Source organism: Pseudomonas sp. A34-9, from assembly GCF_029543085.1.
Taxonomy (GTDB): Bacteria; Pseudomonadota; Gammaproteobacteria; order Pseudomonadales; family Pseudomonadaceae; genus Aquipseudomonas.
This window is the reverse complement of record NZ_CP119967.1, coordinates 2,752,526-2,768,523: the sequence shown is the minus strand read 5'-3', so window position 1 is coordinate 2,768,523 and position 15,998 is coordinate 2,752,526. Positions and strand designations below refer to the sequence as shown.

Here is a 15,998-nt window from a genome sequence, read left to right as displayed (position 1 = left end):
TTATTGCCCCATAAAACTTTGTGCCGAAGCACAACCTGCGCCACAAGGATAACCTGCCGTCACGTTATCACCCACTTTAATAACCTCAACCTTAACGCCATTGACCGTGGATTGATAGAGAGACGCTCCATCCGAAGTCCTTGTTGCCACCGGCTTGGTATCCCCAACAAGCTTGACGGCGTTAATTGTTTGCGCATCAGTCCAACTCTCCGGAAACAGCGTACTCTTTTTTATATTAGAAAGAGTACCGTCCTCGAACTGAGTTACGAATTTCACCTGCCTTGAACCGTCAGCATAAGTGCTCACCACTTCCACTGCAAAATCCGGGTGCAAATTATCAATAAACCCACTGTGGCCACCTATTATTTTTTTTGTTCCATTGCCATTTTTTACAACTCTTTGGCCATACAGAATTTTTTGTTCCATCTCCGCAGAGAGGGAAAACGGGGACAGACCACGTTTTCGGAGTGCTTTCTAAACGTGGTCTGTCCCCATTTATCCCACGCGAAGCAGGTCATGAGCTCCGCTTTCAAAGCAATAGCCTTAAACGTCGGCGGGTGTTGTCGCTGTGGCGACTGGGGTTGGAATACTGGTGCAGCGGGCGTGGCTCAACGTCTCGAAAAACCTTGGAGAGACTTGAGCACGCGTTGCGAGACGAGGTACATCAACAAGCACAGGCATTGGGATAGGTTTGTGAGGATCCCTCAGGGCCCGCCCCCATTTACTCTCCATAGTTTATTCAAAACAATCAAAAGCCTAGAGTACACAAGCAACTGCACTTCAAGAGCAAAATCCCGATTTGAACAAATGAGTTCCAACGGCAGAACAACATTCAGATCTTTATCTTCAGCCGCCTGGGAAAAAACATCTACAGAAAGGTGGCTTTTAATATTTAAAATATCCAAATACATTATACATTCCTGCGTCGTAAGCCACTCGACAACCACCCCATCCTCAAACATACACAGCTTGCAATTAACAAGCTCTATTTTGTAAAGCCCCGCCCCCAATACCTCATGCCGAATCGATCGAACGTAAGTTCCAAACCCAGAAGCGATCAAACTTTCAAGCTCTTTGATAGGTTTCATTTCCGAAGCCCTTTTATAAATTCTTTAAGCCCATCTTTGGTTGTCGGGAAGCTGTAAGAAAAAGGATCCATCAGGGATCCATCAGGGACAGACCACGTTTATTTAAACGTGGCCTGCCCCATTATCCTCATTGCGTGTCTGCGCTCTGGAGCAGTAGACAACAAAGTTGGCGGACTATGATCTTGTCGCTCTTTATCCTCGGTACCTGACATCTGTGCGGATCAAATCCAACAATTCGCGCCAATTCCAAAGAATACCCTCTAGATGATCAAAAGGAACATTCTGTCCCATTTCACTTTCAGGAAAGGCATTCATCGCTTTTTCACAGGCGACATAGAAAACGTTGAAACACAGCACATCAACGTTTCGAAGTGAAATAAAGCTTTGACCCTGTTCATCCAGCGGCTCATAAATCTTCAACAGGCAATCGCTATCCTTCGCTAAATAACAAGCCCGTGTACTTTCAACTACACAGTCAAACACACCCGTGGTTAAGGCCCTCCCGACCCCATCCGCGACCGCTATGTACATCCCCATACATCACCTCAGAATTATGATTTTATCTTTCGAGACAGAAGGCAAATTATCAATCCAACTTTTGACAAGCCTCTGATTCTCAATAGTTAAATTCCTGAAATCAAGGGGCACTATATCTGACTTCTCGATATGCTTTATGAGCTAATCATAAACAGGGCTTCAGGCTCGCAAAAGTAACCTGGAGCGGCGATATCAGAGCAACAGCTTTAGAGAACGACGAGTGCTTTCATTGTGGCGGCTTGGCCTGGAGTATTGGCGTAGATGCATAGAGTTCGGAGGCAGCGAAGACTGGGGAACATTGGAGACGGCTCTGCGTGATTGAGGTGCATCATCAGGCGCAGAGCCTGGAGTAGATTTGTGGGGATCCCTCAGAGTCTGTCCCCATTTATCTTCCCCTCTATTTTATTCGGTCCACATATTCATAAACTCACGATCATGGCGCTTGTTCGTTAACCAGATAAAAAAATCGTCAAATTGTTCTTCAGACCAAGGATCCATCGGATCAAGTACCACAGCCGGATACTCAAATTCAAATGCTGAGCTATTCAAGCCTGAAAATATTACCTCATTTGTACTTCCATTTTTTCTAACAGAAACACTCCAAGACGGATCACTGAAAAGCACCTTGCTACGATTAACAAATAGAACAGGGCTTTCTATCGATGCATAAACCCCTGCAAATCCACCAGGAAAACTCACATACAAAGCCTTGTTTCTTGGTTCTCTCTGACCCGACTTTTCCTCTGTGATGGGGTTGTAATTTTCATCACACAACAAAACGAAACGACGGTCATTTTTATGCTGAAAAACTATATATTCCATTCTCATCCCCGCCCTACCGAGCCTTGATAGCGTTGAAGATATGAGGCAGGTTGCTTACTCAACCATTCGCCAAAATTTCCGAGCAAAGTATCGACATCCGGGTTTGGCCGAACTGCTGACTTGATGATATCGGTGTACGAGCGACCGTTCTTGATCAAATAATCACCGGTCGGGCCAAGCGCATCGCCGTAGCGATCAAGAACGAACTCATAAATAAACTCTTTAAGTGGACCCGGCGTTAAGTCCTTATATTCCAAACCCAACTGGCGCCTGGCCTGGTTGGCTTCCGTCGCGAGGTTGCGGAGTTCATCCTGCGTCATGTTCGGCTGTATCCTTTCCGCATAAGAGGAAAGTTCAGCGACTTTCCGCTCATATTCTTTTCGCAAGGGATTCGACTTGATATTTTCGCCGAGGCTATCAATCAGCTTCTGCTGAATAACCACTCGATTAAAACCCGATACCACTGGAGGCGCAACAGGTGGATCAAGCACTGGCACGTCCGTATCCCGGGGGGAAAACGGGGACAGACTACGTTTTCGGAGCACTTTCTAAACGTGGCCTGCCCCCATTTACCTCCGCCTACTATCTAAACCGCCAGTCATGTACCGATATATGCTTTATGATTTGATTTGGCGAATGTAAAAGAGATGCCCGATGATCAGTAACAAAACTAATTCCAGAAATGTATTCGCCTTTATCAAGTATCAAAAATTCGTCATCCATATCGTTGAAGTCAATTTCAAAATCCGTCTGAAGCGCCAGCAAATCATCACCGACCCGAACACCCGCAAACGCCCCTGAATACGCTCCACCTACAACTATCTGATAGAGGATCTCACGCTGCTCAAAAACAAGTTGAACGCAGCTATTCTTGAACGTCAGATTGACAGCATCATTACCCTGACAACCTGATTTTTTCTTTACCCCAATCCATCCCGAATTTTTACCAAGCAACTCATGTATCTCGGAGTTGTCTTCATACCAAGCTACAGGACCTATCAACTTCATTACCGACGAAAGGCTGACGCCTAACTGAAAGCCTGCAGCGCTTACTTCAGGATTCAGGTCGGCGTCCATATCTGGACAAAAAACATCGCTCATTTTATGCACCTCACCAAGGCAGCCACTTTCCGCCGATATATTTCAAACGACTGCCATTCTTATCAAAATACTGTTGATACTTTGTAATCGTCCCTGGGAAAAACGGGGACAGACCACGTTTTCGGAGTGCTTTCTAAACGTGGTCTGTCCCCATTTATCCTCAGCAAAAAGGCTGTGCCTGAGGCGTCAATTCGAGACCAGTCGACCAGAATCAGAGGATGCTTGAGCGAACCCAGCAATGCACGAAGCATCACCCAATAGAATAATGGGCGCTCTGATCTCAAGTGTTGATTGCCCAGCAACCGATCCACGCGCTTGATCGAATGCTTGGGGTAAGCACGCCCCTTCATAAAACGGCCAAGAGCGGTCAGTGTCAGGCGATGTCCATGCAGTAACGAACTGACACAACTCATCAGTGATGTCAGGCGACGAGAATGGATAGAGGGCAGTGCTTGAGCGAGCGCTTTGTGCAAAAATCGGATGGCCTGCATGGGTTCGGTTTCTTGTATTTGTGTGGTGCAAACCAAGTTGCCGACTCATGCAGGCCTCTTCAATATTCCAACTTCTTGATTTTATGTAAGAAAAATCGGGGATCCCTCAGGATCTGTCCCCATTTATTCCAATTATTCAAATTCGATAGAGTCGAGAATTGTTTGCAGTTTGACGGGATCAGCCGCACCACCAAAATAGTATTCATTCCCGCCCAGATCCTTCAAGTCGTCCGGAGTTCCTTTCCAGTAGAGGACGAAGAATTTTTCATCCAGCAGATCTTCCATAGCCCCTCCGTCCTGAAATGATGACACCCGAATGTAGGGTCCATAAATGTTGTCAATGCACACCACAACCCGCTTACCAGTTACTGAATCAATCATATTTTCAATCCCACTTTATACTGTTGAACCAGTCGAGTTCCTCTTTGGTTGGTGCACGCTTGTCTCCCTTATTATTGACAGCATCCTCGAACCTTATCGGCCTGGCCTTTCCCGGAACATAGGGATTTAACTCCGTTTCCTTAACCCTCGTTCGGGTCATATCAAACTCAGTACCGTCTTTGTACACGATTTTTATTCCCGGCTCTCCACCCTGGCCACCAAGGCGCGTCTCATTTTTTGTAATTCTCGTCGTTATGGTTCCGATCTCCTTGGACTTAGCCGAGGCATTTCCCGGTATGAGGCCAATCCCCAGCTTGACCATATCCGCAACGAATCGTGTGAGTTCACCTCCGCTGAGTGACTTCACGACAGAAGCCATCGAACCGGTAGAGTTCAAATTGCCCGCCTGAATATCACCAACCCAGGCAGCTTCTCCCCCCTTTCCTTCAGTCCTTAATTCTTTGATCAGGTCCGAGAATTTACGATCATCGTCTGCCAGCTCATTCGCAATTTTACGGCAGCTTTCAATTGACTCTCTACAAACCGCATCGCGATCCAGTTCTCGCTGCTTGTTAAGCGCTTCGTATCTATCTCGAACAGCTTGCTTTTCCGCATCGGTGTCTTTGCTGTCTATTTCGGCCAGCATCTCTTTCACCTCACGGTGATAGAGATAGTTATACGTCGTAGCATTCCCCGCGATGGTCGCCCCTAGCTGGGAGTCTCCATCCACAGCAGCGGCCGCCAACACACCTGTTAACTGCGACAGCATCACCTGCATTTGGTCGTTGCCGCCTGCGAACTTCACGAGGACGTTCATCGCCGCTTCGTTCAGCCCGGCCGCCGCGGCCCCTGTAGCAAAATCCCCACCTGTTACCTCGGAAAGCAAGCCCCCCATCAGCGCATGCGCGACAACTTTTACTACGCCGCCTTCCGGGAATTTGATCGTTTGATCGCCAACAAATTTGAACCCGGTCGCCATGGCGACACTGCTCGCCTCACCCAGCAACGCCGCTCCAAAGTTGTCACCAAAGCTACCGCCACCAATGGTGGTGGAAATACCGCTGGAGATAATCGCGCGCCCCGTCGTGCGGATGGCGACATCAGTAATATTGCTGCTGGTCAGGATATTTGCGGTTTTACTGCCACCAGCCGCAAACCAGTTAGTATCTGCATAATCGAGCATGCCCGCCGTAAACCCGGCAATAGCCGCATTTTTCAAGCTCCCGGCACTGAAGGTCTCCTTGAAAGCGGCCCCGAGATCACCCTTGTTATTAATGGTGCTGGTAACGCCCGTGGTTGCCAGACTTGTGGCGACTGCCCCACCGAAGCCACCGCCGACCAAGCCCAGCCCTGCCGGCCCCATCACGAAGGACATCATGATGGCGATTGCTATTTGTGCTGCCGGGCCCAGTCCCGAGTTCTCGTATTTGAAAGACTCGTGAATTTCCTTCACCCGCTGCCAATCCACGTCCCCCCGGGCCTCGGCATCTTTCAACCAGGCCAACTGCGGATCAGCCTTGACCATAGCGTCAATGGTCTGGCTGACGGATTGCTGATTCACATCCTTGATGTCGATTTTCAGGCCATCGACCGCCTTGATAACGATATTGCCCTTGGCGATCATCTGGGTTTGGCGCAAGGTCTCGTCGGTATTGCCGCGACCTTTGGAGGACACCCAGCCAACGCTGTTGTTGGTCTTGGTATGGTTTTCGTCATGGAGGTCCTTGACCCCCTGAAAAGTAATCGCCCCGCCACTGTCCAGCGTGAGGTTGTTGCCACTTTCCAGTTTGGCGACTTGATATAGCTGATCACCCTTGCTCGACAGCGTCAGGTTGCCACCGGCCTTGATTTCGGAGCCGATGTGCTTAATGTCGGTCACCTCATCGTGCTGCATCTTAAGCTTGCCGAAGCTGCCTTTTTTCTTCATGTCATACAACGAGTAATCCGTATCTTGCGCGGCCAGGAGTTCGAGGCGGTCTCCTGCAACCAGGTAGGCTTCATCACCCGCTGTAACACGGCTGGAAATCACACTCAGGTCTTTGCCCGCATCCAGCTTGACGTCGCCCCCAGCAGTAATACCTGACATGACTTGAGTGACATGATCCTCTTGACGAGTCATGTTCTTGTTTTTGGAGCGCGAATGCTCCTCGTCCGCCGCCGAGGTGATGACCACGTTGTCAGTGGCTTTTATCGACACATCACGCTTGGCATCAATCTCACTGGCAATCACATTGATGTCGCGCTTGGCATCAGCCTTGAAATCACGCCCGGCATCAATATCGGCGCCCAGTTGCGTGACACTGCTGACAGCTCCCCTCCAGCCCAGCGAGGCACTGTCGTTGACCTGCACAGACGACACATTGACATCACGCCCGGCATTCAACGCCATGTCCTGACCGCTTTTCATCACGCCGCCAATGACGTTGATGTCCTTGGCCGCTTTGACGGTCAGGTCGTTGGCGGCTTCGATCCACGCAGCGTTGTCGGCAAAGTCCTGATGCCGGGTGACGGTGCCGTACTGGTCGTCCATCGAGGTGATGGTTCGTTCGTTGATCACATCGCCCGTGCGCGTGGTCAGGCTGACGTCCTTGCCGGCAATGATGCCGCCGGCCTTGTTGACGATGTTGTTGGTGGCCAGCAGGTCCAGACGGTTGCCCGCCTCGATCGAGCCACTGTTGACCAGATCCTTGCCCGCCGTGGCGGAGAGGTTGTTGGTGGCTTTGAGCGTGCCGACGTTGTCGAGGTTTTCACCGGCGATCAGCGTCACATCGTTACCAGCAATCAACGCCCCGGTCGGGCCCAAACGGCCGTTGGCCTGGGCCAGATAAACCACCGGCACCAACACCTTTTCGCCATTCACTTCGTGCTCTTCGAGCCAGACGATGTCGTGGGTCAGCGCGGCGACTTGCTGCGACGTGAGGCCGACGCCAACCGACAGGTTGAGCGCGTCCTTGCTGGCGATGGCGTTGTTCATCAGGTACTTGAACATGCCCTCGTTGGAGGTCTGGCCATCGAGGAAAGCCTGGCCGGTGCGGGCGGTGACGGCTTGCTGGATCAGGCGTTGTTCGTAGAGGCCATCGCCGAGGCGTTTGGCGCTTTGATCGGGGTTGTAGCCGAGTTTTTCCAGCAGATAATCCGAGCTCATGAACGACTTGAGGTCGGTGAGTACCGGGTTGGTTTCGATCAGGTATTTGTGCGGATTTGACGGCGCCGTGGTGTCTGGTAGGCCGGTGACACGCGTGACCGCACGGGTGTCGATCGACTCTTTGATGTCGTTACCGCGGCCGGGCTTGCCCGTGCCGGCAGAACTCTCCGGCACTTTTGTATCGACGGTACTGGCGACTGCCTGAACCATACTTGGCGTACGGTGGAATGTATCGACGGCGCGGGTACTGTCGGACACCGGCGCAGGCGCATCGATAAACAGATTGCGCGGCCCGCTGCTGCTGCCGGCGACCATATGATCCTGGGCATTCACCGATTCGCTGCCGACCGTCCACGTTGGCGCTGGCCCGGTGTTGCCGGCTGTGGCGCCACTGCTGCCCTGCCCGCTCAGACGGAACAAACCGTTCTCGCCCGTCGGCAGAGAGAAGCCAGGCAGGCTCAGCGGATTGACTTGCTGTTGCGCAAGGTCCGGCGGCAGTTGGCTGTTGATGTGGACAACGACAGTGCCGCTGTTGCCGACCGAGGTATCAGCAACTTTGTTGGTGCCACCGGTCGAGCTGTAATCCTGATGGATAACGCTGTTTTCAACTTCCCGGGTGGCGGTGATCGAGACATTGCCGCCGGCCTGAATCACTGCATTGCGCGAGTTCGTGGTATCGGTGGTTCCCGTACTGTTCACCGGCTTCTCGACAGCAACGCCTTTTTCGAACGGTGCCAGTTCACTCGGTATTGCCATCAGATTATTCGGGTCATACAGCGAAGGCGTTGAGGTTTCAAAGCCCGCGGTATAGCCAGACATGGCTCGGCCATACTTGCGGCTACCGACGTTTTCGCCCGTCTCGGCGTCGACGATGACGATGCCATTGCCCACGGTTTTAGCGATCGCTTTACGGATCAGGCCTTCCGGCGCGATGACGTAATACACAAAAGGGAAATCAGGGTTGTTACGCTGGTTGTACGGCAAGATCACGTTGGCCATGAATTGCGCCGTGGTGCCCGTGCCCATCTCGAAGTTGTATTGACGCGTGACTTCGACGGTCCCGCTCTTGGCGCCAATGTTCTTCAAGCTGTCGGCAGTGATGGTGATGTTGCCACCCGCCGCTATCGTGCTTTTGCTGTTGAGGAACGTGCCACCCTGGAAAGTGAAATCCTTGCCGACGTTGAACATCGCCGAAGCGCTGGTATCGGTGTCGAAGAATTGGTAAGTCTCGCGAGTGGCGAGGAAGTTGTTGAAGGTGCCGCCAACACAGTCGCCACAGCTGGCTGCAATCAATCCGGAGATGAGCTTGCGTTCAACCGACGCCGTCGGCCCTTCCGTGCGGTTTTCAAACACATCGGCACTGAGCGTAAACCCGCGCCCGCTCTCCATCGAGCCGGAAATGTTGTACACCCCCGCTGCCCGCGCCGCGCCGGCATACCCGCCGATCACCACATCGCCCAGACCGTAGAAATCACCGTTCTGGTTGGTTAGCGTGCTGACGCTGAGGGTCATGTTGTTGCCGCTGAAAATCAGCCCGCGATCGTTGAGCAACGAAGGCGTGTTGATGATGAGGTTCTGCGCCGCGCCCAGAGTGCCGTAGTTGGCAACGCTGCCCGCGTTGATCGTCAGGTCTTCGCTGGAGGTCATGCGTCCGGCGTTGCTGAGTTGCCCGCCGATATTGACGGTCGACGTGGCGCCTACCGCAAAACTGCCACCCGCCGCTACGTTCATTTGCGCGGCGGAAAGGTAAGCGCCGCGCTGACTGGTCAAGCGGCCGCTGCCAGCATAGGTTCCGCCGATTTGCATATCGAGGATGCCATCACTGGCGATCAAGCCATCGTTGCTCCAGTTGCCGCCACGGATCTGCAGGGAATCGGAAGCCAATAATTTGCCACTGGCGGTCTGGCTGAATTGTCCGACGTTGACGCTAAGGCGCCCGGCTTGAATGACGCTGGAGTTGCTCCAGCTGTCGGCGTTGAGTTCCAGCAGCCCGCCGGTGACGATGCTGCCGCCGGCGCCAATGACATTGGCGGTAGAGACGTCGAACTTGCCGCGCCCAACGTGGTTGAGTTGCCCGCCGGCATTGAGGAGGCCGCCGACGGCCAGGGTCATGTCGGTGTTGGCGGTTTCCAGCACGCCGTTGCGGTTGTCGAGCAAACCGCCGATCTGGAACAGGGTTTTGCCGGTGTTGCCCAGTGAACGCAGACGTCCATTCTGATTGTCGACGCTGGCAGCTTTTACGCTCAGTTGGCTATCGGTTTCGATGACACCCGTGCCGTTGCGTAATGCACCACTGAGGCCGAAGTCGATGCGGTTGGCAGCGATCTGCCCGCCAGCGTTTTCCAGGCTTGCGCCGGTGACGCCCAACAGTCCTTTCGAATACAGCACGCCATTGCTGTTATCGAGCGCCGCAGTGGTGATGCCGAGGTCTGCCGCTTGCGCCGAAATCCGCCCGCCGTTGTTGTCCAGACCCGCCAGTGCCGCCAGGGTTAGGCCCTGCGCCTGAATGATGCCGCCCTGGCGATTGTTATTGAGGTCAAAACCGTTGCGCAGCACACCGACGGTGCGCGCTTCCAGGGCACCTTTGATGCTGGACAGCGTGCCGCCACGGTTATCGATATTGGCCGCGTTGACAAAGACATTGCCATTTTGCGCGATGACCTTGCCGCTCTGGTTGTCGAAGTCACCGCTGACTTCGAGGGTCAACGCGCCATCGCTCTGGATCGAACCTTTACCGTTGCGCAGGCTGGCTGCGTTCAGTTGCACGCCGGCCTTCTGGCTGTAGATCAGACCGTCGGCGCTGTTGTTGACGGCGCCCATTGCGGTGATCTGCAACTGGTCGTTCGCCGCGAGGGTGCCCTTGTTGCTGTTGTCCAGCGAAGCGGTGCGCGCCTCCAGTGTTTTCTGGCTGGCGATCTGGCCGTTCTGATTGCGCAGATCGGTGACGCCCTTGATCAACATCGCGCCGCTGCTCGCGAGTTTGCCGGCGTTGTTGTTCAAGTCTCCGCTCAGGTTGAGGGTGATCGCGGCGTTGCTGGCGATCTGGCCACCGTTGTTGTCCAGACCTGAGGCCGTGGCGGTGAACGCCTGTTCGACATTGATTGAGCCGCCGGCATTGGTGAACGCCGTGCTGACGACATCCAGCGCCGCACCACTGTAGATCAGGCCTTGGCTGTTATTGAGCGCACCGCCCAGCGTCAGGACTTGCCCTGCGCCACTGCTCAGATTGCCCTTGTTGTTGTCGAGACTGCCCGCCTTGACGTGCAGATTGCCTTGGGCAACTAAGGCCCCCGCGTCGCTGTTGAGCAGCGCATTTTTGAGGTCGACCGAGACATCGGCGAACTTGCTGGAGAGCGTGCCGCTGTTGCGGTTGTCCAGGCTGTTGGCATTGACGGTGAGTCCTTGCCAACCGGAGATCAAGCCTTTCTGGTTGAGCAGGTCGGTGCCACGCAACAGCAGCTTTTCACCGCTGATGATTTTGCCGGCGCTGTTGTTCACGGCGCGGGCAATCAGCTCAAAACCGAGGTTGCTGGAAATCTCGCCACCCTGGTTGTTCACGTCACGCAGACGTTTGAGCGTCAATGGCCCTTGCGCCGTGAGCACGCCGCGCTGGTTGTCGAGATCGCCATTGGCCAGATCGAGAGTGACGGCTTTGTCACCCACCAGGCGTCCGCCGTTCTGGGTCAAGGACGTCAGCTTCAGGTCGATGTCACCACCAGCGGAGACTTCGCCGCCGTCGCTGGAATCCAGCCCGGTGGCGGTCAGCGTCAGGTTGCCTTGGCTGTTGATCAAACCACTGTTGCGGTTGTTCAACTCGGCGCTGGTGATCTCGATGGACTGCGTCGCACTGAGCAAGCCCTTGGCGTCGTTGCGCAGCAATCCGTCGACGGTCAGGCCGAGGTCGCCACGGCTGACCAGATTGCCGCCGCTGTTGTTCAGGCTGGCGGCGCGCGCGTCGATGGTGGCTGCGCCGATCATGCCTTTGACGTTGTCCAGCGCGGCCGCGATGCGCAGGGTCAAGCCCTGATTGCTCAAGAGTTTGCCGTTGCTGTTGTCGAGGCTTTGCGCGATCAGGCTGAACGCCTCGGCGCTGGAAATCGTGCCGCCCTGGTTGTTGACGCCGTTGAGTTGCTTGAGCAGCAGTGCGCCCGGAGCGTTGATCAAACCACCGATGTTGCTCAACTGGCCGTGGTTCAGGTCCAGGCTTAGTTGCGTGTTGCTGAACAGCTTGCCGCCCTGTTGATCAAGCCCGCTGACCGAAGCCGTCAGCGCGTTCTGACTGCCGATACTGCCGTCGCCACTGTTAGTGACCTGGCCAGCCGTGAGGTTCAGGGTGTCGGCGCTGCTCAGTCGACCGTTGCTGTTATCAAAAGCGCCGGTGGTGACCGTGACCGCACCTTTACCGCTGAGCTTGCCTTGCTGGCGGTTGTCGAGGCTGGCGCTGTTCAATAGCAGCGCGCCGTCGGTGACGATCTCGCCGCCCTGATTGTCGATGCTGGCGTCGCTGTTCAACATCAAGTCCGCAGCACTGGACAGGCTGCCTTTTACGTTAGTCAGTTTCGCATTGTTGACCGTCAGCGTGCCTTCGCTGCTGACCTTGCCCGAGGTGTTATCAAAGGCGCCGGAGAGGTTCAACAGCATGCCTTGCTGACTGAGCAATTCGCCGCCGTCGTTCACCAGCGAGCGCCCCTGCAGGTTGAACTGCGAGCCCGCATCGATCAGGCCTTTGGTGCGGTTGAGCACTTCGTCGACGGTAAGGGTCAGGGCTTTGCCAGTGAAGATTTTGCCGCCATCGCTGTTATCGAGTTTTTTACCGGTAACGCGCAAATCGCCGTTGCTGCTGATCTCGCCACCACGGGTGTCCAGATCGGCGACGGTCAGGGTCATGTCTTGGCTCGACCCCAGCAGACCGTTCTGCCGGTTATCGAGTTGATCGGCCTGCAGTTTGAGGACGCCGGTGGCGATCAACTGACCTTTCTGGTTGTTGACGGATTTTGCCTGCACGCTGGCATCGGCCTTGCCGGCGATATTGCCTTCACGGTTGTCCACTTCATCGGCGTTGACAGTGAGTTGGCCGTCAGCGATGACCGTGCCGAGTTGGTTATCCAGAGTCTTGTCGGTGGTGAGCAACAAAACGCCGCGACTGCTGACAAGGCCTTCGTGGTTGTCGAGGCTGGCGCTGTGACTGTCCAGCGAGGCGGCGGAGATGACGCCTTTGAGGTTGTTCAATGCCGCCGCAATGCGCAACGTCAGCCCCTGTTGACTGAGCAGTTTGCCGTTGCTGTTGTCGAGGTCATGCGCGGCGAGTATGAAGGCTTGCTGGCTGGAAATTTCCCCGCCCTGGTTGTTCACGCCGTTGAGGTTTTTCAACAGCAGCGTGCCGGGCGCATTGATCAAACCGTTCTGGTTGTTCAACTGGCCATTGTTCAGATCGAGGGTCAGATCAGTTTTGCTGAACAGTTCACCGCCCTGTTGATCCAGCCCGGTGAGCGAAACATCCAGCGCCTGCTGACTGGCGATGCGGCCCGCGGCGTTGTTGACCTGCCCTGCCTTGAGCGTCAGCGCCGCTCCGCTGCTGAGTTTGCCGCCCTGGCTGTTGTCGAATCCGCCGGTCTCGACCCGGCTGCTGCCTTGGCCGTAAATCACGCCTTTGCGGCTGTTATCAAGACTGCCGCTGTTGACGGTCAGCAGGCTGTCGCTGTTGATCGAACCGGCCTGATTGAGCAACACGCCAGTGCTGGTCAATTTCAGGCTGCCGGCACTGCCGAGGCTGCCGTTGCTGTTGTCGATGCGTGCGGCGTTGACGGTCAGCGTGCCGTCGCTGCTGATCACGCCGAGCGAATTGATCAGCGCGTCATCAAGGGTAATCACCAGACCGTTGAGGCTGCTGAGATTGCCGCCGCTGTTGTTCAGCGTAGTGCCGGTAACCGTTACCGCGCCTTTGGTGGCGGCGATTAAACCTTTGCTCTGGTTGATCAGCTTGGCGACGCTCAGACCAAGGTCGCTGGCGGAAAGGATTTTGCCGCCGTCACTGTTATCCAGATGCAAGCCTTTGATGTTCATCAGCAGACTGCTGGAGATTTCGCCGCTGCGATTGTCGACGTCGTCGACCGAGAGTGTCAGCGCTTTTGTCGTGCCGACCAGCCCGCCGTTACGGTTGTCGAGGGTCTTGCCAGTCAGGCTCAGATTGCCTTGGGCAACCAGCGCACCGCCCTGTTGTTGCAGCAGGCCGATGGTTGCCAGCAGATCACCCTGACTGGCAATCCGTCCGGCCGCGTTTTGAATTTCCGTAGCGGTAAGGTTGACGGGGCCGACCGCACTGACCAGGCCACCGCTGTTATCCAGCCGGGTGCCGACGTAGGTCAAGCCAGCCTTGCTGCTGATCACGCCTTTTTCGCGGTTATCCAGTTGCGCGACATTCAGGGTTAACTGCTGGTCGGCCTGAATCACCCCGCCCCGGTTTTCGGCGACATCGGCGCGCACGGCTAGCGTGCTTTTGCCGATGACTTTACCGTCGCTATTCAGCAGCGTGCCGGCCTGCAGATCGATGGCGCCTTTGGCCGAGATATCGCCTTTGTTGCGGTTGTCGAGCGTGGCGTTGATGCGGCCAATCAGGTTGCCATCGCTGACCAGTGCACCGGCTTCACGGTTGTCCAGGCTGGCAGCTTTCAAAAATACTGTGCGTCCCGAACCGAGCACGCCGTCGCGGTTGTCCAGCGCACCGCTGAGATCGATATTCAGGCCCAGGTCACCGAGAATCTGCCCGCTGCGGTTATCGAGCAGGCCGCCGGTGATGGCGATGTTCTGCGCGCTAAGCGAACCTTTCTGGTTATTCAGAGATGCGGCGTTGACCGTCAGGTTGCGGCTCGCGGTGAGACTTTTGCTGCTGTTGTCGAGGTCCTGCGCGGTCAGGCTCAGATCACCGTTGGCATTGCGGCTGCCGTCGGTGTTGACGCCCGCTTCGATGGCGCCAGCGTTGGTCAGTTGACCGCCAGCGCTGAGGCTGAGGCTGTCGCGGGCCGCGAGGGTTTGGCGGTTGGTCAGGTTGCCTTGGGTCTGCACATTGAGCGCGGTGCCGGCGTAGACCGGGCCGCGCGCATCGAGACTGGCGGCTTTGACGTTGACCGCGCCTGTAGCCGACGTATCGGCCAGACTCAGCTGGCCGTTGGCGTCGAGCTGGATATCGCCACCGCTGGCGATCAGTTTGCCGTCGAGTTTCACCCCGACCCCGGCTTCGGTACCGACCAGTTTGATCGCCCCGGCATACATGCCGCCGAGTGCCGAGGAGTCGATGGCCAGTTGCGGTTTGCTGCTGCCGTCCTCGGCGCGTGCGGTGGCGTTGAGGGTTTGTGCATTGACGTCGTTGCGACCGGCGACAATCGTCAGGTTTTGTGCCTGGAGTTGCGCGTTGATCTTCGCGCTGCGGGTGATGATTTCGAAGCGGTCGACATTGGTCGCGTTGAGTCCCGCGCCCTCGATGGCCACCGAACCCTGATCAACCTGAAAGCGATCCAGCCGGCCGTTCTCCAGCACCGGTTTACCGGTGGTCAAGGTCACACGCGGCGAGTTGATGAAACCGCAACCGTTGCAAGTAATGCCGTAAGGGTTGGCGACGATGACCCGCGCCGACTGCCCTGCCACTTCCGTGTAACCACGCAACTGACTCGGGTTGCCGCTGATGACTTCGTTGAGAATCGCCTGCGCCGAACCGCTGTTCTTCAGGTTCGGGTTGTCGACAATGTGCCCACCCAACTGCGTGATCGTGTTCTGGGTCGAGCCGTTGTTGAGGATCAGTCCTTGCGCGCCGACGTTGTAATCATGGAACTGGTTATGCGACAGCCCGCTGGCGTTGGGCGTGGCGATGTTGATGATCGGTACGCCGTTGCCGGCGCGATCCAGCGAGGTGTTGGGGTTGGCAACCACAATACCGTCGGCCTGCGCCCACATCGGTTGCCAGAACATGACGTTCGCCAGCAGAAATGCCAACCCGCGCTTGGGCATGCCCAAAAAGCGCTCACGGTCTTTTACGGCCGCAGAAGGTTGGAACGCAAGAAAGGCGAACTGACGAACGTCCATGTCAATGATCTCGAGAAGTTGCTTTAGATGAAGAAGTCGATGCAGAAATAGATCGGTGCTTCGCGCACGGTCAGCGCGTCCGGCCGTTCCGGGGAATAAGTAACGTCACACTGGCGACGCCCTTGAGCTCGATGCTCTGGATGGGAAAAAGCGGGTATCAGTGACGCAGCCGGAAGTCGATGCTGCGGCGGCGAAGTGAAATGGAGACATGCACAGCAAAGCTGCGCACAACCTCGCCGCGAGGGCGGGTGAGGACATGTTCGATCCCTTGAAACGAAAGTGACATCAAAATAGTGGCGCGATATTAGATGGCCATCATTTTGACGTCAATCTTACGTTTCGACCGCTTGTCGCTAC

The 15,998-nt window shown here is 55.4% G+C and carries 8 protein-coding genes and 1 pseudogene; 1 reads left to right on the top strand and 8 read right to left on the bottom strand.

Translation table 11 applies throughout. The annotated features are described in order from the left end of the window. Entirely contained in the window at positions 1 to 426 is a 426-nt protein-coding gene (locus P3G59_RS12440; protein ID WP_277761777.1) for an EndoU domain-containing protein, read from the bottom strand. Between the two features lie 77 nt (positions 427 to 503). On the opposite strand from P3G59_RS12440, the pseudogene P3G59_RS12435 reads away from it, so the two are divergent. Then, positions 504 to 689 (top strand): annotated as a pseudogene (locus P3G59_RS12435) (IS4 family transposase); the annotation flags it as partial. 15 nt (positions 690 to 704) lie between these two features. Here P3G59_RS12435 and P3G59_RS12430 read toward each other — a convergent pair. The 7 genes from P3G59_RS12430 to P3G59_RS12400 all read right to left on the bottom strand — a co-directional run bounded on the left by P3G59_RS12430 (position 705) and on the right by P3G59_RS12400 (position 15,641). Beyond that, positions 705 to 1,088, bottom strand: coding sequence for a hypothetical protein (locus P3G59_RS12430; protein ID WP_277761776.1), 384 nt, complete (start codon positions 1,086 to 1,088; stop codon positions 705 to 707). A 192-nt stretch (positions 1,089 to 1,280) separates the two neighbouring features. Further along, positions 1,281 to 1,508 (bottom strand): hypothetical protein, encoded by a 228-nt coding sequence (locus P3G59_RS12425; RefSeq protein WP_277761775.1) that lies wholly within the window; start codon positions 1,506 to 1,508, stop codon positions 1,281 to 1,283. A gap of 519 nt (positions 1,509 to 2,027) precedes the next feature. Then, positions 2,028 to 2,447 carry a hypothetical protein gene (locus P3G59_RS12420; RefSeq protein ID WP_277761774.1) on the bottom strand — a complete coding sequence of 140 codons (420 nt, stop codon included), beginning with the start codon at positions 2,445 to 2,447 and terminating at the stop codon, positions 2,028 to 2,030. A gap of 2 nt (positions 2,448 to 2,449) precedes the next feature. Further along, positions 2,450 to 2,944 carry a hypothetical protein gene (locus tag P3G59_RS12415; RefSeq protein WP_277761773.1) on the bottom strand — a complete coding sequence of 165 codons (495 nt, stop codon included), beginning with the start codon at positions 2,942 to 2,944 and terminating at the stop codon, positions 2,450 to 2,452. 85 nt (positions 2,945 to 3,029) lie between these two features. After that, positions 3,030 to 3,548, bottom strand: a complete 519-nt coding sequence (locus P3G59_RS12410) for a hypothetical protein (protein WP_277761772.1) — start codon at positions 3,546 to 3,548, stop codon at positions 3,030 to 3,032. A 623-nt stretch (positions 3,549 to 4,171) separates the two neighbouring features. Beyond that, on the bottom strand, positions 4,172 to 4,420 hold the full coding sequence (locus tag P3G59_RS12405) for a hypothetical protein (RefSeq protein WP_277761771.1): 249 nt from the start codon (positions 4,418 to 4,420) through the stop codon (positions 4,172 to 4,174). A gap of 4 nt (positions 4,421 to 4,424) precedes the next feature. Next, entirely contained in the window at positions 4,425 to 15,641 is an 11,217-nt protein-coding gene (locus P3G59_RS12400; RefSeq protein WP_277761770.1) for a filamentous hemagglutinin N-terminal domain-containing protein, read from the bottom strand. Positions 15,642 to 15,998: the final 357 nt, after the last annotated feature.

What these genes read in the sequence shown, in the direction of transcription:
- P3G59_RS12440 (WP_277761777.1), bottom strand. Translation starts at nt 426, where the DNA reads ATGGAACAAAAAATTCTGTATGGCCAAAGAGTTGTAAAAAATGGCAAT.
- P3G59_RS12430 (WP_277761776.1), bottom strand. Translation starts at nt 1,088, where the DNA reads ATGAAACCTATCAAAGAGCTTGAAAGTTTGATCGCTTCTGGGTTTGGA.
- P3G59_RS12420 (WP_277761774.1), bottom strand. Translation starts at nt 2,447, where the DNA reads ATGGAATATATAGTTTTTCAGCATAAAAATGACCGTCGTTTCGTTTTG.
- P3G59_RS12410 (WP_277761772.1), bottom strand. Translation starts at nt 3,548, where the DNA reads ATGAGCGATGTTTTTTGTCCAGATATGGACGCCGACCTGAATCCTGAA.
- P3G59_RS12405 (WP_277761771.1), bottom strand. Translation starts at nt 4,420, where the DNA reads ATGATTGATTCAGTAACTGGTAAGCGGGTTGTGGTGTGCATTGACAAC.
- P3G59_RS12400 (WP_277761770.1), bottom strand. Translation starts at nt 15,641, where the DNA reads ATGGACGTTCGTCAGTTCGCCTTTCTTGCGTTCCAACCTTCTGCGGCC.